The sequence below is a fragment of the Oxalobacteraceae bacterium OTU3CAMAD1 genome (assembly GCA_024123915.1).
In the GTDB taxonomy this organism is placed as follows: Bacteria; Pseudomonadota; Gammaproteobacteria; order Burkholderiales; family Burkholderiaceae_D; genus Rugamonas.
The window spans coordinates 3,216,114-3,234,189 of the sequence record CP099650.1 but is presented as its reverse complement, the minus strand read 5'-3'; the positions used below and the strand labels follow the sequence as shown (position 1 = coordinate 3,234,189).

Annotated in this window: 17 protein-coding genes and 1 tRNA gene; 12 read left to right on the top strand and 6 right to left on the bottom strand. The window is 63.9% G+C overall.

Features of this window, described 5'->3' with window-relative positions; genetic code table 11:
* The first annotated feature begins 37 nt into the window (after positions 1-37).
* The 7 genes from NHH88_13980 to NHH88_13950 all read left to right on the top strand — a co-directional run bounded on the left by NHH88_13980 (position 38) and on the right by NHH88_13950 (position 6,516).
* Positions 38-361, top strand: coding sequence for a hypothetical protein (locus NHH88_13980; GenBank protein USX16824.1), 324 nt, complete (start codon positions 38-40; stop codon positions 359-361).
* Positions 362-443: 82 nt separating this feature from the next.
* Positions 444-2,042: an AMP-binding protein gene (locus tag NHH88_13975; GenBank protein USX16823.1), complete on the top strand. Its 1,599-nt coding sequence runs from the start codon at positions 444-446 to the stop codon at positions 2,040-2,042.
* Between the two features lie 20 nt (positions 2,043-2,062).
* Complete coding sequence (locus tag NHH88_13970; protein USX16822.1) at positions 2,063-3,226, top strand: ABC transporter substrate-binding protein; 1,164 nt, start codon at positions 2,063-2,065, stop codon at positions 3,224-3,226.
* 16 nt (positions 3,227-3,242) lie between these two features.
* A complete protein-coding gene (locus tag NHH88_13965; protein ID USX16821.1) occupies positions 3,243-4,115 on the top strand; it encodes a branched-chain amino acid ABC transporter permease in 873 nt (290 codons plus the stop codon).
* On the top strand, positions 4,112-5,104 hold the full coding sequence (locus tag NHH88_13960; protein USX16820.1) for a branched-chain amino acid ABC transporter permease: 993 nt from the start codon (positions 4,112-4,114) through the stop codon (positions 5,102-5,104). The genes NHH88_13965 and NHH88_13960 overlap by 4 nt, the downstream gene beginning before the upstream one ends.
* Positions 5,097-5,822: an ABC transporter ATP-binding protein gene (locus NHH88_13955; protein USX16819.1), complete on the top strand. Its 726-nt coding sequence runs from the start codon at positions 5,097-5,099 to the stop codon at positions 5,820-5,822. The genes NHH88_13960 and NHH88_13955 overlap by 8 nt, the downstream gene beginning before the upstream one ends.
* Positions 5,815-6,516 (top strand): ABC transporter ATP-binding protein, encoded by a 702-nt coding sequence (locus tag NHH88_13950; GenBank protein ID USX16818.1) that lies wholly within the window; start codon positions 5,815-5,817, stop codon positions 6,514-6,516. The genes NHH88_13955 and NHH88_13950 overlap by 8 nt, the downstream gene beginning before the upstream one ends.
* A gap of 119 nt (positions 6,517-6,635) precedes the next feature.
* Here the strand turns inward: NHH88_13950 and NHH88_13945 are convergent, their stop codons facing one another.
* Complete coding sequence (locus NHH88_13945; GenBank protein ID USX16817.1) at positions 6,636-7,622, bottom strand: DUF4105 domain-containing protein; 987 nt, start codon at positions 7,620-7,622, stop codon at positions 6,636-6,638.
* Between the two features lie 230 nt (positions 7,623-7,852).
* Here NHH88_13945 and NHH88_13940 point away from each other — a divergent pair, with 230 nt between their 5' ends.
* Both NHH88_13940 and NHH88_13935 read left to right on the top strand, forming a co-directional pair.
* Positions 7,853-8,764, top strand: coding sequence for a LysR family transcriptional regulator (locus NHH88_13940; protein USX16816.1), 912 nt, complete (start codon positions 7,853-7,855; stop codon positions 8,762-8,764).
* Positions 8,765-8,830: 66 nt separating this feature from the next.
* Positions 8,831-9,835 carry a type 1 glutamine amidotransferase gene (locus NHH88_13935; protein USX16815.1) on the top strand — a complete coding sequence of 335 codons (1,005 nt, stop codon included), beginning with the start codon at positions 8,831-8,833 and terminating at the stop codon, positions 9,833-9,835.
* A 161-nt stretch (positions 9,836-9,996) separates the two neighbouring features.
* Here NHH88_13935 and NHH88_13930 read toward each other — a convergent pair whose 3' ends face one another.
* Complete coding sequence (locus NHH88_13930; protein USX16814.1) at positions 9,997-11,115, bottom strand: YbdK family carboxylate-amine ligase; 1,119 nt, start codon at positions 11,113-11,115, stop codon at positions 9,997-9,999.
* On the bottom strand, positions 11,116-12,303 hold the full coding sequence (locus NHH88_13925; GenBank protein ID USX16813.1) for a cation:proton antiporter: 1,188 nt from the start codon (positions 12,301-12,303) through the stop codon (positions 11,116-11,118).
* Between the two features lie 86 nt (positions 12,304-12,389).
* Between NHH88_13925 and fghA the strand changes: the two genes are divergently transcribed.
* A complete protein-coding gene (gene fghA / locus NHH88_13920; protein ID USX16812.1) occupies positions 12,390-13,259 on the top strand; it encodes an S-formylglutathione hydrolase in 870 nt (289 codons plus the stop codon).
* Here fghA and NHH88_13915 read toward each other — a convergent pair.
* The 3 genes from NHH88_13915 to NHH88_13905 all read right to left on the bottom strand — a co-directional run bounded on the left by NHH88_13915 (position 13,249) and on the right by NHH88_13905 (position 15,238).
* Positions 13,249-13,830, bottom strand: coding sequence for a DJ-1/PfpI family protein (locus NHH88_13915; GenBank protein USX16811.1), 582 nt, complete (start codon positions 13,828-13,830; stop codon positions 13,249-13,251). The two genes, fghA and NHH88_13915, sit on opposite strands and share 11 nt — an antisense overlap.
* A 114-nt stretch (positions 13,831-13,944) precedes the next feature.
* Positions 13,945-14,919 carry a chemotaxis protein gene (locus tag NHH88_13910; protein USX16810.1) on the bottom strand — a complete coding sequence of 325 codons (975 nt, stop codon included), beginning with the start codon at positions 14,917-14,919 and terminating at the stop codon, positions 13,945-13,947.
* Positions 14,920-15,162: 243 nt separating this feature from the next.
* Positions 15,163-15,238, bottom strand: a tRNA-Gly gene (locus NHH88_13905).
* A 117-nt stretch (positions 15,239-15,355) separates the two neighbouring features.
* Between NHH88_13905 and NHH88_13900 the strand changes: the two genes are divergently transcribed.
* Entirely contained in the window at positions 15,356-16,990 is a 1,635-nt protein-coding gene (locus NHH88_13900) for a Na+/H+ antiporter (GenBank protein USX16809.1), read from the top strand.
* A gap of 8 nt (positions 16,991-16,998) precedes the next feature.
* A complete protein-coding gene (locus tag NHH88_13895) occupies positions 16,999-18,066 on the top strand; it encodes a histidine kinase (protein USX16808.1) in 1,068 nt (355 codons plus the stop codon).
* The last annotated feature ends 10 nt before the right edge of the window (positions 18,067-18,076 follow it).

The window sequence follows — 18,076 nt, the reverse complement described above, 5'->3', positions numbered from 1 at the left end:
GCTATTTCCTCAAGGCAATAATGGACCGCCAACTACCATGTCGATATCCGCACTCCACACCGCTGCCTCGGGCCTGCAGGCCAGCGTCGGCGCCCTGGCCAACAGCGCGCACTCGGTCGCCAACATGAGCACCGCTGGCTTCCAACCCGCGCGCGCCACGTTTCAGGAGGCCTCCCCGGCCGGCGGCGGCGTCACGCTATCGGTCCAGGGACGGCAAATGCAGTCGTCGGAAGCCAGCGGCACCGACTTCGCCACCGAGGCCACCAACTCGCTGGTCTACAAGGCGCAGTTCGACCTGTCGGCCAAAGTGATACGGGCCGCCGACGAAAACCTCGGCACGCTGATCGACATCAAAGCTTGACAGGGTCTGGCCGAATCGGCACATTGGGGACTTCCGAGAGGGAGACCATGACAAGAGACCAGAAAACCCCGGCGCTGGCCGGATGAACAGGATAGGCGCCAACGCCGATATCGATGTCGAGCAGGTGCTGATATCGCTGCCGGACCGCATCAGCGGCATTCCGCGCCGCTGGTCCGCGCGCGCGCCGGACGCGCCGGCGCTGCACGACGGCCAGCGGCAATGGAACTACGCACAACTGGCGGCGGCGGTCGATCAAACTTCCGCGCTGCTGCGCCGGCTCGATGTGCGCGCCGGCGACCGCCTGATGGTGGTCGGCGAGAACTGCGTCGCGCAAGTGGTGCTGACCTTCGCGGCCGCCGACATCGACGCCTGGATCGTCCACGTCAACGGCCGCCTCTCCGCGCCCGAGGTGGACCAGATCCTCGACCACAGCGGCGCGCGGCGCGTGATCTACACATCGATAGCCGCCTCCCCAGAAACAGCGGCCCATGGCCAACGCCATGGCGCCGAGCCGGCGCAGCCTCCTTTCGACGACGTCTCGTGGATGATCGGCGCGCCGAACGCCGGCAGCGTTCCGGAAGCGCCGCATGCCTCGTCCGACCGCCAGGTAGCGGCGCTGATCTACACCACCGGCACCACCGGCAATCCCAAGGGCGTGATGCTTACGCACCGCAACCTCTTGTTCATCGCCGCCATTTCGAGTACGCTGCGCGGCCTGACGCCGGACGACCGCGCCTACGGGGTGCTGCCGATCACGCACGTCTATGGACTGGCCTCGGTCATGCTGGGCACCCTGTACGCGGGCGCCTGCCTGTATCTGTGCCCGCGCTTCACGCCCGACGCGCTGATCGCGGCGATCCGCGACGACGGCCTGACCATCCTGCAGGGCGTGCCGGCGATGTATGCGCGCCTGCTGGAAAAGCTGGGGACCGGCGACAACGGCCAACCGCGCCGGCTGGAAAACCGGCTGCGCTTCGCCTACGCCGGCGGCTCGCCGCTGTCGCCCAGCCTGAAAACGCAAGTCGAGGATCTGCTTGGCGTCGCGCTGCACAACGGCTACGGCATGACGGAAACCTCGCCGACGGTGAGCCAAACGCGCCTGGACGCGCCGCGCGGCGACGCCTCGGTGGGCACAGCGATTCCTGGTGTGGAGGTGCGCGTGGTCGACCAGGCGGGCGCCGATGTGGCGGCGGGCGCGGACGGCGAACTATGGGTACGCGGTCCGAACGTCATGCTGGGCTACTACCGCGAGCCGGAGATGACGGCGGCGGCGATGCGGCCGGGCGGCTGGATCAACACCGGCGACATGGCGCGCCGGGAGGCGGACGGCGCGCTGTTCATCGTCGGCCGCACCAAGGAGCTGATCATCCGCTCCGGCTTCAACGTCTATCCGCTGGAAGTGGAAACGGTGCTCAACGCCCATCCGGCGGTGACGCAATCGGCGGTGGTGGGCCGCGACGCCGGTACCGGCGACGGCAACGAGGAGGTGGTCGCCTTCGTCGAACTCGATCCTCGCCACAGCGGTTCGACTGCGGAGTTGACCATGGAATTACAGCAGTACCTGGCGGGCCGGCTGTCGCCTTACAAATGCCCGTCGGAGATCATCGCGATGCAAACACTGCCAGCTGCAACGACCGGCAAGATACTGAAAGGACGGCTGCGGCAACTGGCACAAAAATAACCCGAAAGGTGGAGACAGTCATGAGAAAAATAACGATGGCCGCGTCGCTCGCGGTGATGATGACAGTGATGGCGGCCCGCGCTAACGCGGAGGAATTCATCGTGGGCGCGCAGCTGCCGCTGACCGGGACCCTGGCGCGGGTGGGCGCGGGCATGCAGGAAGGCGTGATGGTCGCCGCCGATGTCTTCAACAAGGGCAACGGCAAACACAAAATCAAGATCGTTACCATCGATGACGAATCGGCGCCGGCCAAGGCGGTGGCGGCGGTCGAGAAGCTGGCCAGCGAGGGCGCGATCGCCATCACCGGCGGCTACGGCTCCAACAACATCTCCCCCGCCTCCGACGCGGCCAATAAATTGGCGCTGCCCTATATCACCTCCGGTGGCGTCGACGATAACCTCGTCAACAGCGGCCGCAAGAATTTCTTCCGCATCAATAACACCGCCGGCTACGAAAAAGCCGTCCTGGGCACGCTGGCCGACATGGGCGCGAAGAGCGTGTCCATCATCTTCTCCACCAAGGAAGCGACCTCCGACCTGGCCAACTCGGTGCAAAAAGCGCTCGCGGCGAAGGGTGTAAAAGCGACGGCGCATTCGTTCGACCCGGCCATCACGGACTTCAAGCCGATCGTCAACAAGATCCGGCTGCAGGACAAGTCCGAAGTGATTTTGATGGTCGGCTACGAGAACGACTATGTCGGCATCCTGCGCGCGGCGCGCGTGCTCAAGCCGCCCGTCAAGGCGCTGATCGGCGTGTGGTCGCTGGCGACGCCCAAGATGGCGGCCGAATTCCCCGACCTGATGCCCAACGTGTACGGCACCGCACTGCTGCCCTTCCCCGCCACCTTCGACACTGCCGACGGCAAGGCTTTCGCCGCCGCCTACAAGGCGCTGTACAAGAAAGAGCCGGACTACCTGGGCCAGTTCGGCTACGTGCAATCGATGCTGCTGTTCGAGGCCATCGCCCGCGCCGCCGACAAGGGCACGGTCAAGAAAGGCGGCGTCGCCGAGGAGCTGCGCAAGACCGACCGCGAAACGCTGATCGGCCGCGTGCAGTTCGGAGCCAACGGCGACAACCTGAACTTCGTCCACCGCATGGCCCAGCACCAGGGCAAGAACATCGTCATCGTCTGGCCGGCGTCCAACGCCACCGGCAAGATGGTCTATCCGGGAAAACCGTGGTAAGCGCGGGCATCGGCGCATGACCGACCTTATTCTGCAGGCGCTGTATTCAGGCCTGCTCCAAGGCGGCTCCTACGCGCTGATCGCGCTGGGACTGGCGCTGGTGTTCGGCACCATGCGGGTGATTAACCTCGCCCACGGAGAGCTGGTGCTGCTGGCGGCCTATATCGCCTACACGGTGGAATCAGGGCTGGGGCTCAATCCCGCGTGGGCGATTCCTATCGCCGTGATCGTCGTCAGCCTGACATCGGCCGGCGTGTACGGCATCGTCAGCCGCATCCGCAAGGACCGCGAGATCAACTCGCTGATACTCACCTTCGGCATCGGCGTGATCATGACGAACCTGATCCTGCTGATCTGGAAGGCCGATGTGCGCTCGACCAGTTCCAGCTGGCTGCAGGAGGCGTTTGTCGTCGGGCCGCTGTACAGCATGCGCGGCGAGGCAGTGTTCTTCATCGTCAGCCTGCTGCTGATGGCCGGCTTGTGGTGGTGGCTGTCGCGCAGCTGGTATGGCCGCGCGCTGCGCGCCGTCTCCAGCAACCGCGAGGCGGCCAAGTTGATGGGTATTCCGCCGGCGCGCACGGAACTGGTGTCCTTCATCGTCGCCGGCATGCTGGCCGGATTCGCCGGCGTCGCGCTGTACAGCTACGGCGTGATCCAGCCGGCGTACGGCGGCGCGCTGACCGTCAAGGCGTTCATCATCACCGTGCTGGCCGGGGTCGGTTCGATCCCCGGCGTGCTGCTCGGCGCCGTGCTGCTTGGCGTGGCCGAGGCGCTGACCGTCACCCTGGCCAGTTCCGCCCTGCAGGAGCTGGCCGGCATGATGCTATTCCTGCTGGTGCTGTTCGTGATGCCGAATGGCCTGATGGGCGCAAGCCGGAGGCGCGGATGAGCGGCCGCCTCGAGCCGTCGCGCGGCTGGCCGCTCTTCGTCGCGCTGCTGGCCGCCGGCTACGGCGCCGTACCGCTGCTGTTCGGCGCAAACCAGTACATCATGAGTATGGTCGTCGCGGCGCTGGTGATCGGCTGCGTGGCGCTGTCGTGGGCCTTGCTGGGCAATCTGGGGGGCATGGTCAGCTTCGGCCACAGCGCCTTCTTCGGCGTCGGCGCGTATGTCTCGGCCATTGTCACGCTCAAGGCCGGACTACCGGTGCCGGCCGGGATGGCGCTGGGCGGCGCCGGCGCGGTGGTCGCCTCGCTGGCGATGCTGCCGGTATTGCGCCTGCGCGGCCCCTACTTCGCCCTGGCGATCCTGGCGTACGCCCATATCTTCCGCATCGTCGCCACCGAATGGACGTCGGTCACCGGCGGCTCCGGCGGCATCGGCAATATCCCGGTGCTACCCACGCCGCTACCGAACATGTTCGGCGTCGACATGGGTGGCAAGACCGGCGCCTATCTGGTCATCCTCACCATCGTACTGCTGTTCGCGCTGGCCTATCGCGCCATCCGCGCCAGCCACTACGGCCTGGCCCTGCGCGCGATGCACGACAGCGAGGACGCCACCCGCGTGGTTGGCGTCAACAGCACGCTGCTCAAGGGGCTGATGTTGATGGTGTCGGCCTTCATGGCCGGCGTGGCGGGCGCTTTCAACGCGCACTACCTGAATTTCCTCGAACCGGATTACGCCTTCAACGGCGTCTGGGTGACGCTGCCCATCGTCGCCGCCATCTTCGGCGGCTACCGCACCATCGCCGGACCGGTGATCGGCGCGCTGGTGGTGTATCTGCTCGATCAACTGGTATTCAAGGCGCTGATCCCCACCGGGCATCAACTGGTGCTGGGCGGCCTGCTCGTCGCGATGATCATCTTCAGTCCCACCGGCCTGCTGCCGCTGCTGCAAAAGCCCGCTTCCAAGCCAGGAAGGAACGACCATGCTTGAACTGAACAACCTCTCGGTGCGCTTCGGCGGCCTGACGGCGGTCAACAACGTGACGCTCAATGTCGGCACCGGCGACGTGGTCGGACTGGTCGGCCCCAACGGCGCCGGCAAGACCACGCTCTTCAACGCCATCTCGGGACTGGTGCGCACGACCGGCGGCAGCATCCGTTTCGATCGCCATGACGTGCTGCGCACGCCCATGTACCGGCGCGCGCGGCTGGGCATCGGCCGCACCTTCCAGGTGCCGCAGCCGATGCATGAACTCACGGTGCGCGAGAACCTGATCGTGGCCCAGCGCTTCGGCGCCGACAAGATCGACACGAAGCAGATCGACGAAATCCTGGAATTCACCAGCCTGGCCGATAAGGCCGCCCGCGACGCCTCCACCGAATTGTCGCTGACCGAGTTGAAAGCGCTGGAAGTTGCCAAGGCGCTGGCGACATCGCCCAAGCTGCTGCTGCTCGACGAAGTGCTGGCGGGACTGGAGACCACCGGCAAGCGCCGCTTCATGGAGATGCTCAGGGAGATACATACGCGTTTTGGCGTCGGCATCGTCATGATCGAGCACGATATCGAGACCATCAGCGCCCTGTGCGCGCGGGTGGTGGTGCTAAATTTCGGCCAGTTGATCGCCGATGGCGCGCCGGATGCCGTCTTCCGCGATCCCGAGGTGATGCGCAGCTATACGGGAGCCACGGTTGGAGCCGGCAATGCTTGAACTGGACCGGGTGCGCGCCGGTTATGGCGCCATCAACGTATTGTGGGATGTGTCGATGCGGGCGCAGGCCGGCGAGCTGACGGCCATCATCGGTCCGAATGGCGCCGGCAAGACCACCCTGCTGCGCACGATCATGGGACTGCTGCCGGTGAACGGCGGCGAGATCCGTCTCGACGGCGGGCGTTTGAACGGCACGCCGACCTGGCATATGGCCAACCATGGCGTGGCGCTGATCACCGAGGACCGTTTGACCTTCCGTGACATGAGCGTGGAGGAGAACCTGATCATGGGGGCTTATCATCCGTCGCATCGGGCGCATGTCAAGGCGCGGCTGGAGAAGTCGTACCTGATGTTTCCCCGCCTGCGGGAACGGCGCGCGCAGTTGGCGGGGTCTCTGTCGGGTGGCGAGGCGCAGATGTTGGCGATGGCGCGGGCGTTGATGTCCGAGCCGCGTTTGCTGCTTGTCGACGAGCCGTCGCTGGGATTGGCGCCGGTGATCGCCAACGAGGTGTTCGAGACGCTGGAGCGGCTCAAGGCTGGCGGACGCTCCATTATTCTGGTCGAGCAGAACACGGAACGGGCGATTGGCATCGCCGATCACGTTTATCTGATGCAGAGCGGGAAAGTCGTGCTGTCGCAGCGCGCGGCCGAGGTTAGCCTGGATCGGGTGAACGCGCTGTATTTCGCGCGCTGAAGCGGCTCGCGGCAGCTTAACCCGCACAGCCAGACGGGGTCGTACCCCTTGGGGTACGACCCCTAAGCGACGGCGCAAGCGTCGTGGCAAAAGCGTACGGGGTTCGGGTTTAAATGGGATCATCGGGCGACGGTTCGGATACGGGTCGAGAAATCCTCGTCCTTGTCGGCGGCGCGGGCGCGTTGCGTGATGTGTGCGTTCCGGCGCAGCGTCTCGAAATCCTGCCCGCCCGCCAACGCGCCGATGTCGAACAAATACCGGTCCAGATAACCCGATGCCAGCAAGCGCCAATCCAGCGGCAATCCCGGATCGATGCGTCGCGCCATCTCGAATATGATCGTGGTGCAGTTGGCCGTCAGCGTATTGTAAAAACGCGGCTCGCGCTTGAGCTTTGCGCCTTCGTCGAGATACGCCAGGAACAAGGAGCGCATCGCCTCGGGCGGCATCTTCAACCGGTACAAATACATGTCCTCGTCGCGAACGTTGGTGCGCACGCGCAGGATGTCACGCTCGTCCGCAGCGATCAGCACCGTCTCGAAACCCTTGAAGAACCCGGCGATCGCGTCGAAGCTCTCGCCGCGCTGCTTGCGGATCTCGATGGAGAACGTCAGATAGCGTCCATCGGCGAAGCCGAACGACACCAGCGTGTGTGCGATCGCGGGCCCCATCCAATAAGACATCGCCACATCGACCGAACGCAGTTGATCCAGGTCGTAGCTGCGCGCTTCCCATCGCTGCGTGTAGTCGGTATCGCTACGCCAGTCGAAATTGCGCACCTGGTCCAGGGTGACGACGCCTCCTTGGACCTGGCCGGTGACCATGCGCGACACATCGTCGGCCCATACGCGGTTGTGCGTCGGCTGCAAGGTGCTCCACCAGGCCATCAGCGCGATCATCGCGGCCAGCCATGGCAGCGCCACGCGCGCATTGCGCTTGCGCCACCACAGCCCCAGCGTGACGACGGCGCCAACGCCCCACACCACCACCGCCGGCCAGCGCAGGGCCGGCAGCTGAAACCACAGCGCCAGGCCACCCCAGACGGACAATATCGACAGCACGACCGACGCCAGCACGCGCGCCCCGACAAGCAGATTATTTTTATTCATGCCCAATTATATGGGCTGCCGCTTCAATCCTCGCGTTCGTCTTTGCCGCTGCCGCAACCGATCTGGACGCATATCAGTTTTACTGCAATACTCAATACCACGCCGATTATTCCGATAAGCTCCAACATGGCGGTTCCGTAAATGAAGAAGAGACGCTTCACTTTAACGGCGACGCTCCGTTCGGGCCAATATCAAATACGGCGGCCATCTATCTCGAAACGGCATACACGGTGATATCGCTTAAACAGTTCAAGTACTTCGTTGAAATCGTCGAGGCGGGAAGTTATTCGCGCGCCGCCGAAAAGCTGTACATCGCCCAATCGGCGCTGAGCCGCCAGATCAAGGAACTGGAAGACGAGCTGCAAACGCAACTGCTGACGCGCGACTCGCGCCACATCGAGCTGACGCCGGCCGGCCAGCTGTTCTTCGAACGCGGCAAGCGCATCCTCGACGATATCGACGACACGGTGGTGCAGGCGCGCCAGGTCGGCCTCGGCGCGCGCGGCGTGATCCGGCTGCAGCATTCGAGCTCGGTGATCCTGACGCCAACGCTGACCGGCGCCATCGCCCGGCTGCTCGAACTGTCCCCCGGCGTGACCCTGGAAGTATCGATGGCGCCGTCGGACAACCAGACCCTCGATATCGAGGAAGGCCGCGCCGACATCGGCCTGATCCGCCTGCCCACCTTGCGCAAATATCCGCACATCCATGTGCGGCAAGTGTCGACCGAGCGGCTGATGGTGGCCGTGTCGCACCACTCGCCGCTGGCCGCGCTCGACAACGTCGAACTGGCCAGCCTGAGCAAGGAAAAGTTCATCTCGATACCGCACAAGGACCGGGGCGGCCTGAGCTACCTGGTCGCCAACCTGTGCCTGGAACAGGGTTTCTTTCCGACACCGGCCCGGGCGCTGTCGCGCAAATCGTCGCAGCTGAGCCTGATCGCGGCCGGCCTGGGCATCGCCATCGTGCCGGAATGCATGCGGTTGATGGCGCCGGACGGCGTGTGTTTCGTGCCACTGGCAAACGGCAAGCTACTGTCGGCCGTCGGTCTGGTTTGCCTGCGCGAGGCCGATCCTCTGGTGGCCGGCTTCGCCGACGGTCTGCTCGACCTGGTCACAACCGACAGTTGTAAGGATTTGTGAACCGGGCGACCGTCGACGCCGGTGTATGGCACACTGGCATCATGTCAATAGTAAATGAGGGACAGCATGAGCACCGGGCCGGACGATAAGGACATCATAGACGTACCGCCAGAAGACGTGCACGTGCAGGAAACGCCTCACCGCCGCGCCAGCGACCACGAGCGCCGCTCGACGCGCCCCGAGGTGGGCACGCCCCGCTACCTCGACCCGGGCGACAACGTCTTCAGCCTGTGGGGCCGGGTCGTCATGGCACGCTACCGCCGGGTCGCCGCATCGATCACGCGCCACATCATTCAGCGGCCGCTGCACATCGGCGTGTCGGCGCGGATTTTCCACCCGGAAGCCGGCGCCACCGGCCTGCGCAGCAAGAACCTGCAATACCTGGAGGAATCGATTGCGCAATGGGTCATGTCGCGCGACGTGCTGGTGTTTATGATCCCCACCGTCAATACCGATGGTCTGCTGCACCCATCCAACATCCGCCTGCGCGACTATGCGCGCCACCTCGACGGCCTGGTGCTGCAGGGCGGCGCCGACGTCTCGCCGCAGAGTTACTCGGAAACGCCGACCCGGCCCGAATGGGGCGGCGACCGCGCGCGCGACATGTACGAGCTGGAGTTGTTGCACGAATTCGTCGAGGCCGGCAAGCCGGTGCTGGGGATTTGCCGTGGATGCCAGCTGATCAATGTGGCCTTCGGCGGCACCTTGTATCAGGACATCGCGTCGGACGTGCCCGATTCGCTGGCGCACGTGAATGACGAGTATGACCGCAACCGGCATGAGATCAGTTTTCCGGCCGGGTCGTCGTTGAGCAAGCTGTTCAAGGGGCATCAGACCGGGTTGGTCAATTCGATCCACCATCAGGCCGTCAAGACCCTGGGCCGCGATATGGTGGTGGAGGCGCTGTCGGTGCCGGACAATATGGTGGAAGCGATCAGGTATCGCAAGGCGCCGTTTGTGATGGGCTTGCAGTGGCACCCGGAGTTCCACAGCGCCGGCGGCGTGGAGCTGCTCGATTGCACGGGCATTCTGGATAACTTCCTGCGCGTTGCGCGGGAGACGCGGTTTTAGTCGTGGATTTGGGCGTGGGCCGCTGGCGGATCGTGGCGGATTACGCTACGCTAATCCGCCCTACGTGGTTCAGAATTTATCGACGGCCGCGTAACAACGGAGACACGTAGGGCGGATTAGGCGGCACGCCGTAATCCGCCATGGTCCGCCAATACCGCTAACTATCGCCCACGGAACCGGTGGATCGCCGCGTCGACCATGCCCTCGGCGCTACCGCTGCGATCGAACTGCTGCCGGAGATAATGCGCGTCGCTGCCCTCGTGCGTGACCTGCATCAGATGCTGCAAGCCCGCCGTGGCGCCCAGCTTGGCGCCATACGGCTCCATCTTGCGCAGCGTGGTCAAAATATCCTCGCGCAGCGACAAGCTGTCGTAACTCTTCGGATGCACCAAGGTGCCATCCAGCCCGAAACGGCAAGCCTGGAAGCGGTTGTAGTTATACACCAGATAGTCATCCTCGGCCGGCGCCTCTTCCCGGCGCTCCAGCAGATAGCTGCACAACGATTGCAGATACACCGCTAGCGCCGCCGCCCGCTCCACCGTCAGCGGCGTGTCGCACACGCGCAGCTCGATGGTGCCGAATTCCGGCTTGGGACGGATATCCCAGTAAAAGTCCTTCATGCTCTTGATCACGCCAGTGTGTTCCATCTTGGCGAAGTACTCGTTCTCGAAGGCGGCCCAGTTCTGCACGAACGGCGCGCGTCCACTCATCGGAAACGCGAACACCGAATTCAGACGCGCGGAATTGAACAAGGTGTCGTTGCCCTGCACATACGGCGACGATGACGACAGCGCGATAAAGTGCGGCACGTAGCGGCTGAGCGAATGCAGCAGGAACAGCGCGTCGTCGCCGTTGGCGCAGCCGATGTGCACGTGCTGGCCGAAAATCGTGAACTGCTTGGCCAGATAGCCGTACAACTCCGACACTTCCTTGAAGCGCGGCTTGGAGAAGATCTTCCGGTCCGACCATTTCTGGAACGGGTGCGTGCCGCCGCCGCAAATGCCGATGTTCAGCTGCTCGCCGGCGGTGACCAGCGTGTCGCGGATCAGCTGCAACTGCGCCACCAGTTCGGTGTGATTGGTATGCACGTCGCTGTTAATCTCGATCATGCTCTCGGTGATTTCCGGCGTCACGTTACCGGGGAACGGCTTGCGTCCCAGCAGGTGCAGCAGGTCCGGGCTGGACGCCGTCAGGTCGTAATCCGAAAGGCTGATCAGCTGGAGCTCGAGCTCCACGCCCATCGTCAGCGGTTGCGATGTGTTGAATGGTTCTAATGGCATTTACTTTTCCTCCCTGACCTGGGTTTCGTTGGCCCAGATCAGCGCACGTTGCGTGACGATCGGTCCGACCACTTCCAGCAGCAGCGTCATCGCCGCCAGCGCCGCCAGTTCGTCGACCAGCACGATCCCCATGTATTTAGTTTGTTCGAGCAGCAGCGTGACAAACACCGACATCGGCGCCAGCGCGACGCCGGTCAGCACGCCCTTGCGCCACGAGATGCCGCCCACCTTGGCGAACAGCGCCACGCTGGCCGTCTTGACCAGGAAGCGCGCCAGCAGCAGCACGATGCCGAGACCGGCGCCGTCAACCACGCGCTCCCACTCCAGGGTGGAGACGGCGAACACGAACAGCAGCACCGTCAGCAATTCGCCGATGCCGCCGAAATTGCGTTCGGTGCGGCTGAAGGCGACGCGGCTATGGCGCGCGGCCAGGCCGAAGGTCAACGTGGCCAGCACCGGCGAGACATCGAAGGCGCCGGCGGCGGCGACCAGCAGCACCACGCCAAGCGCGAAGGCGACGGTGCCGTCCTGCGCCAGCGCGCCGAGGCGGCGCAGCAAGGCCGGCACCATAAAGCCCATCACGGCGCCCATGACGGCCGACACCACCAGTTCGATCAGGCTGTGCGAAATCGCCTGCGGCAGGCTGCCCGAGGTCTGGAACACCCAGAAGCCCACCACCACTTTGAACACGAACACCGCCAGCACGCAATTGATCGCGACCAGGTGGAGCACGCGCTCTGTCACCTGGCCGGAGCTGTTCTGCTCATTGATCACGCGCAGCACGCCGGCCGGCGATGTCGACATGGCCAGCGACGCGAGCAGCAGCGACGTCAGCGACGGCATGCCGGTGAGATATGCGATGAAATAGACGACGCCGAAAGTGGCGGCCGATTCCGCCAGGCCGCTGACCGCGATCCACGGATTAATCCTCAGCCAGCGCAGATTGATGCGATAACCGAATTCAAACAGTATCAGTCCGAAAGCCAGATTGGCCAGAGTGGTGACGGTGCTCGACGCGCCACTGCTGAGCGCTGCGGGGAAAGCCTGCGCCAGTAAAAATCCGACGATGCCGTAGACGCTGATGCGTGGAAGCTTCGTCCAGCGATGCAGGAATTCTCCCGACAGCCAAGCCAGCGCAATCGCGAGCGGCCAGCCCAAATCAGCCATGATGACCTGAATATCCGGCATGTACTTCTCCTCTGTAAACCATACTTCGATTATTATGGCCGATAAACCGCACCACGACTGTTCGCTAGGGAACATAGGAAAAACACATGCTTGAACTAATCAGTGAACACGCCTGCTTCGGCGGCACCCAGCGTTTCTACCGCCACGACTCGCGCGAGATCGGCCTGCCGATGCGCTTTTCGGTCTTCATTCCCGAGCGTGCCGATGGTGCCGATGGTGCCGATGGCGATCATAGCCGCATGCCGGCGCTGTTCTATCTCGCGGGACTGACGTGCAACGAAGAGACCTTCATGATCAAGGCCGGCGCGCAGCGCGCTGCGGCGCAAGCGGGGCTGATCCTGATCGCTCCCGACACCAGCCCGCGCGGCGCCGGTGTCGCCGGTGAAGCGGACAGCTGGGATTTCGGCGTCGGCGCCGGCTTTTATCTGGACGCAACACGGGAGCCGTGGTCGCGGCACTACCGGATGTACAGCTACATTCACGAACTGCGCGAACTGGTGGTGCAAGAGCTGCCGGTCGACGGCGCGCGCCTCGGTATCTTCGGCCATTCGATGGGCGGACATGGCGCGCTGACGATGGCGTTGAGACGGCCGGACGTATTCCGCTCGGTGTCGGCGTTCGCGCCAATCGCCGCGCCGTCGAAGTGCCCGTGGGGCCACAAAGCATTCAGCGGCTACCTCGGCGACGACAAGTCCGCGTGGGCGCAGTACGACGCCAGCTTATTGATGGCCGATCTGAAAACGCCCTTCCCCGCCGGTATCCTGATCGACCAGGGATTGGGCGATAAATTCCTGGCCGAGCAGCTGTATCCGGAAACGTTCGAGGAAGCCTGCCGCAGCGCCGCGCAGCCGCTGGAACTGCGGCGGCACGCGCGCTACGACCATGGCTACTACTTCATCTCGACGTTCATGGAAGACCACATTCGCTTCCACGCCCGCAACCTCGCTACAGTTTGATTTCGGTTCCGAGCACGCGCAGGAACTGGCCGAGCCACGCCGGGTGTGCCGGCCACGCCGGCGCGGTGACGAAGTTACCGTCGGTGACCGCCTGGTCGACGGCGATGTCGGCGTACTCGCCGCCTGCCAGTTTGACTTCCGGCGAGCAGGCCGGATAGCACGAGATCTTCTTGCCGCGAATGACCTCCGCCGCCGCCAGCAATTGCGCGCCGTGGCACACCGCCGCTATCGGCTTGGACGCGGCCGCGAACTCCTGGACGATGGCGATCACGCGCGGATTGAGACGCAGGTACTCGGGCGCGCGGCCGCCGGCGATCATCAGCGCGTCGTATTTGGCCACGTCGACGTCGTCGAAACTGGCGTTGAGCGCGAACAGGTGGCCCGGCTTTTCGGTGTAGGTCTGGTCGCCTTCAAAATCGTGAATCGCGGTCTTGATGGTGTCGCCGGACTTCTTGCCGGGGCAGACCGCGTCCACCACATGGCCCACCATCTGCAGGGCCTGGAACGGCACCATGGTCTCGTAGTCTTCCGCAAAATCGCCAGTCAGAAACAAAATTTTCTTAGCAGCCACGGTGTGTCCTTTCGAGAACGGGTTGTAGAGAGGGTCGTAAAAAAAGGGCCGCGACGTCGCCGTCACGGCCCTTCGATACTACCCTGATTCGTTCGCGGACGCTTACACCGACACTTACGCGGCAGCGGCGCCGGTGGCTTTGGCGATCACGGTACGGATGGTGCCCGCCAGATCCTCGGCCGAGAACTTGGCGACATACGCGTCGGCGCCCACGCCCTTGACGTGATCCTCGTTGGTCTTGCCCGACAACGAGGAGTGGATCACCACCGGAATCTTGGAGAAGCGCGCGTCCTGCTTGATCAGGCGCGTGAGCGTGAAGCCGTCCATTTCCGGCATCTCCAGATCGGTCAGCACCATGGCCACGCGGTCGGTGATGGCCACGCCTTCGGCCTTGGCGCCGTCGGCGATGTGCTGCAGGCGCTCCCACGCCTCCTTGCCCGACTTGGTCATGATGAAGTGGACGCCCATCGCATCGAGACCTTTTTCGATCAGGTTGCGCGCGACCACCGAGTCGTCGGCAGCCAGGATCACGGCGCCCGGTTTCAACAGCACTTTCGGGCCGATGGTTTCCGGGTCGATGTCCTTGCCCTCGGGCGGCACCAGCTCGCGCAAAATGGTTTCGACGTCGAGCACCTGCGCCAGGCGGGTGTTCTGCACGTCGCCGTCGACGCGCGCGATACTGGTGACTTTGCCGCCGGCCGTGCCTTCGGCGGTCAGCACCTGGCTCCAGTCCAGACGCACGATTTCATCCACCGATTCGACCGCGAACGCCTGCGTGGTGCGCGCGAATTCGGTGACCAACATAATATTCAGACCGGTTTTTGGGGTCACACCCACGATGCCCGGCAAATCGAGCACCGTAATGATTTGACCGCGCAGATTGACGACGCCCAGCATATGTGGCGGGGACCCGGCCACTGCGGTTACTTCCGGCATCGCGACGATCTCGCGGATTTTGAAGACGTTAATACCAAACAACTCGGAGTGTTGGCCGTTGGCGTCGCCGCCCAAACGGAACAGCAGCAGTTCGAACTTGTTGGAATTTGTTAAATTACTGCGCTCATCCACTTCCTGCTGAACTGATTTCATAGATTCTTCTCCACGGGGTCCGCTGATAGGAAAAGGCCCACTGTGGGCCTAGCTTCCATTGCTGTCCAAGTATAGCGGGAGCAACACGCCCGCGTCACATTTTGGGCCCCAAGATATTGATTTAAAGCACGATTTACAACGGTTGTTGGTCGCCGGATGGTAAAACATTGGCATAAAAAAAAGAAACCTCGAGGGTTTCTTTTTGGTAGCCGAACATGGCATGTGTTTCAGCTTGAAGAATTCTGGAGCGGGAGAAGAGTCTCGAACTCTCGACCTCAACCTTGGCAAGGTTGCGCTCTACCAACTGAGCTACTCCCGCGTGGAGAGGCCAGATTATGACAGAAAGATAGCCGCCTGACCAGTGCTCGCGGCCAACTTTTTCCAGAACGGGCAATAGTGTAAGCTTGATAGCGATTTGCAATGGAAAAGGATGGGAATGGATTCGATCGAAGTCGTGTTGGCGATGTTGTTGGCGGTGGTGGCCAGTGCCTATATCAAGCGGCTGCTGCCGCCGGCGATCCCGCTGCCGCTGGTGCAAATCGCGCTGGGCGCGCTGATCGCCGCCAAATCGTCGCACGGCGTGGATCTGGAACCGGAGCTGTTCTTCCTCGCTTTCCTGCCGCCGCTGTTGTTCCTCGACGGCTGGCGCATTCCCAAGAGCGGCCTGCTGCGCGACAAGGGCACGATCCTGGAGCTGGCCCTCGGCTTGGTCATCTTCACCGTCGTCGGCGCCGGCTTCCTGATCCACTGGCTGATTCCGGCGATGCCGCTGCCGGTCGCCTTCGCGCTGGCGGCCATCATCTCGCCGACCGATCCGATCGCCGTCAGCTCGATCGCCTCCAACACGCCCATCCCCAAACGCCTGATGCACATCCTGGAGGGCGAATCGCTGCTGAATGACGCCAGTGGCCTGGTGTGCTTCCGCTTCGCCGTCGCCGCCGCGATGACCGGCAGCTTCTCGGTCGGCACCGCCGCCATCACCTTTGTCTGGCTGGTGGTGGCCGGCATCGGCGCCGGCGTGGGCGTGACGCTGGCCGTGACGTGGGCGCAGCGCTGGCTGTCGCGCCGCTTCGGCGAACCCGTAGGCTCGCCGATCCTGGTCAACCTGCTGCTGCCGTTCGGCGCCTATCTGGTGGCCGAGCGCCTGCACGGCTCGGGCATCCTGGCCGCCGTCGCCGCCGGCGTGACGATGAGCTACGTGGAATTGAGCGGCCACGCGCTGGCCAACACCCGCATTCAGCGTTCGGCCGTGTGGGACACGGTGCAGTTCGCGCTCAACGGCGTGATGTTCGTGCTGCTCGGCGAGCAGTTGCCGGACATCTTCCGTGGCGCCAGCCTGTCGATCATGGAAAGCGGCCGCCTGAATCCGTGGTGGCTGCTGGTGTACGCCTTCGCCATCACCGCCGGCCTGCTGATGCTGCGCATGGCGTGGGTGTGGGCCTCGCTGCGGCTGACCATCTTCAAGCAGAAAATCCGCCACGAGGAGCGCCAGAAGATCAATCCGCGCCTGCTGCTGGCGACCACCCTGGCCGGCGCGCGCGGCACCATCACCCTGGCCGGCGTGCTGACCTTGCCGCTGGCCCTGCCCAATGGCGCCCCCTTCCCGGCGCGCGCGCTGGTCATTTTCCTGGCCTGCTCGGTGATCCTGATTTCGCTGCTGACCGCCAGCATCGCCCTGCCCCGCCTGTTGGCCGGCATGACCTTCCCGGCCGAGCCGGAGGAACAGCAGGAGGAAGACCTGGCGCGCCGCGAAGCCGCCAATGCGGCGATCATGGCCATCGAAAGAACCCAGGTGTCGCTGATGGAGTCGGAAAGCTGCGTCGATCCCGAGGTATATCCGCAGGCGGCGGCGCGGGTCATCGCGTTTTACGAGCATAAGCTCAAGGAGGTCGATCCCGACGGCGAATCGGAGTGGCGCAAGACCGACCACGCCGAGAACGAGCTGCGGCTGGCGGCGCTGGCGGCCGAGCGGCGTACCGTCTTTGATCTGGCGCGCACGGACCGCATTTCCGACGCGATCTCGCGCAAGCTGGTACGCGAGATCGACTTGATGGAAACGCGCTACCGCTAGGACCAGCCATGCGACCCACGCGCACACAAACCATCATCGCGGTTGCCTGGGTCCTGTTCTGGCTCTTGATGACCACCACCGCCGTGCAGGAATACCTGCGCGAGAACGATCACGGTGTGTGGAAGCCGATACTGTGGGAGACCTCGTCGGCCTTCACCGGCACGGTGCTGCTCGTCCTCCAGCGTTACTTTACGCGCAGGCACGACCACTTGATCTCATCGCCGCTGCGCTGGTTCTCCCGCCAAGTTGTGTGGTTGCCGGTTTACTGGGTGGCGTTCGTGCCGATCGCCTTCGGCATCCGGCACATGGTCTACCGCCTGGCCGGCGAAACGTACACACACCACGCATGGCCGCAGGTGTATCTGTACGAGGATGTGAAGATGACGGTGTTCTTCTTCATCTTCGCCACCATCACCTTCGGCGTGCTGTCGTATCACGCGATGCTTAACGAAAAGCTGCGGGTGGAAAGGGTCAACGCCTCGCTGCGGGAGGCGCAGCTGCTTCGCCTGACGCAGCAGCTGCAGCCGCACTTCCTGTTCAACGCCCTCAACACCATCTCGTCGCTGATGCACAGCGACGTCGCGCGGGCCGACACAATGCTGATCCAACTGGCCGACGTGCTGCGCGCCACGCTCGATGTGGGCGAGCAGCACCAGGTGCCGCTGGAACTGGAGCTGCGCCTGCTGCGCGGCTATGCCTCGCTGATGGCCGAACGCTTTTCGGACCGCGTGCACATCGCCTGGAACGTCGACGACTCGCTGCTTGCCTGCCCGGTCCCGGTCATGAGCATGCAGCCGCTGTTGGAAAACATCTTCAAGCACACCGTCGAACGGCGCCGCCAAGGCACAGCGATCACCATCTCGGTCGGACGCGAGCAGGATGTCATGGTGGTGCGGCTGGAAGATGATGCCGGCGAGCTTCCCGGGGCCGACGTGAGGACCGAACGCGCGTCCGGCATCGGCGTACGCAATCTGCGCGAGCGCCTGGCGGGTTTGTACGGCGAGCGCGCATCGTTCAACCTGATACAGCTCGCGCCGGCCGGCGTGCGGGCGGAAATGCGATTGCCATGCCGATAGCCACGCCGAT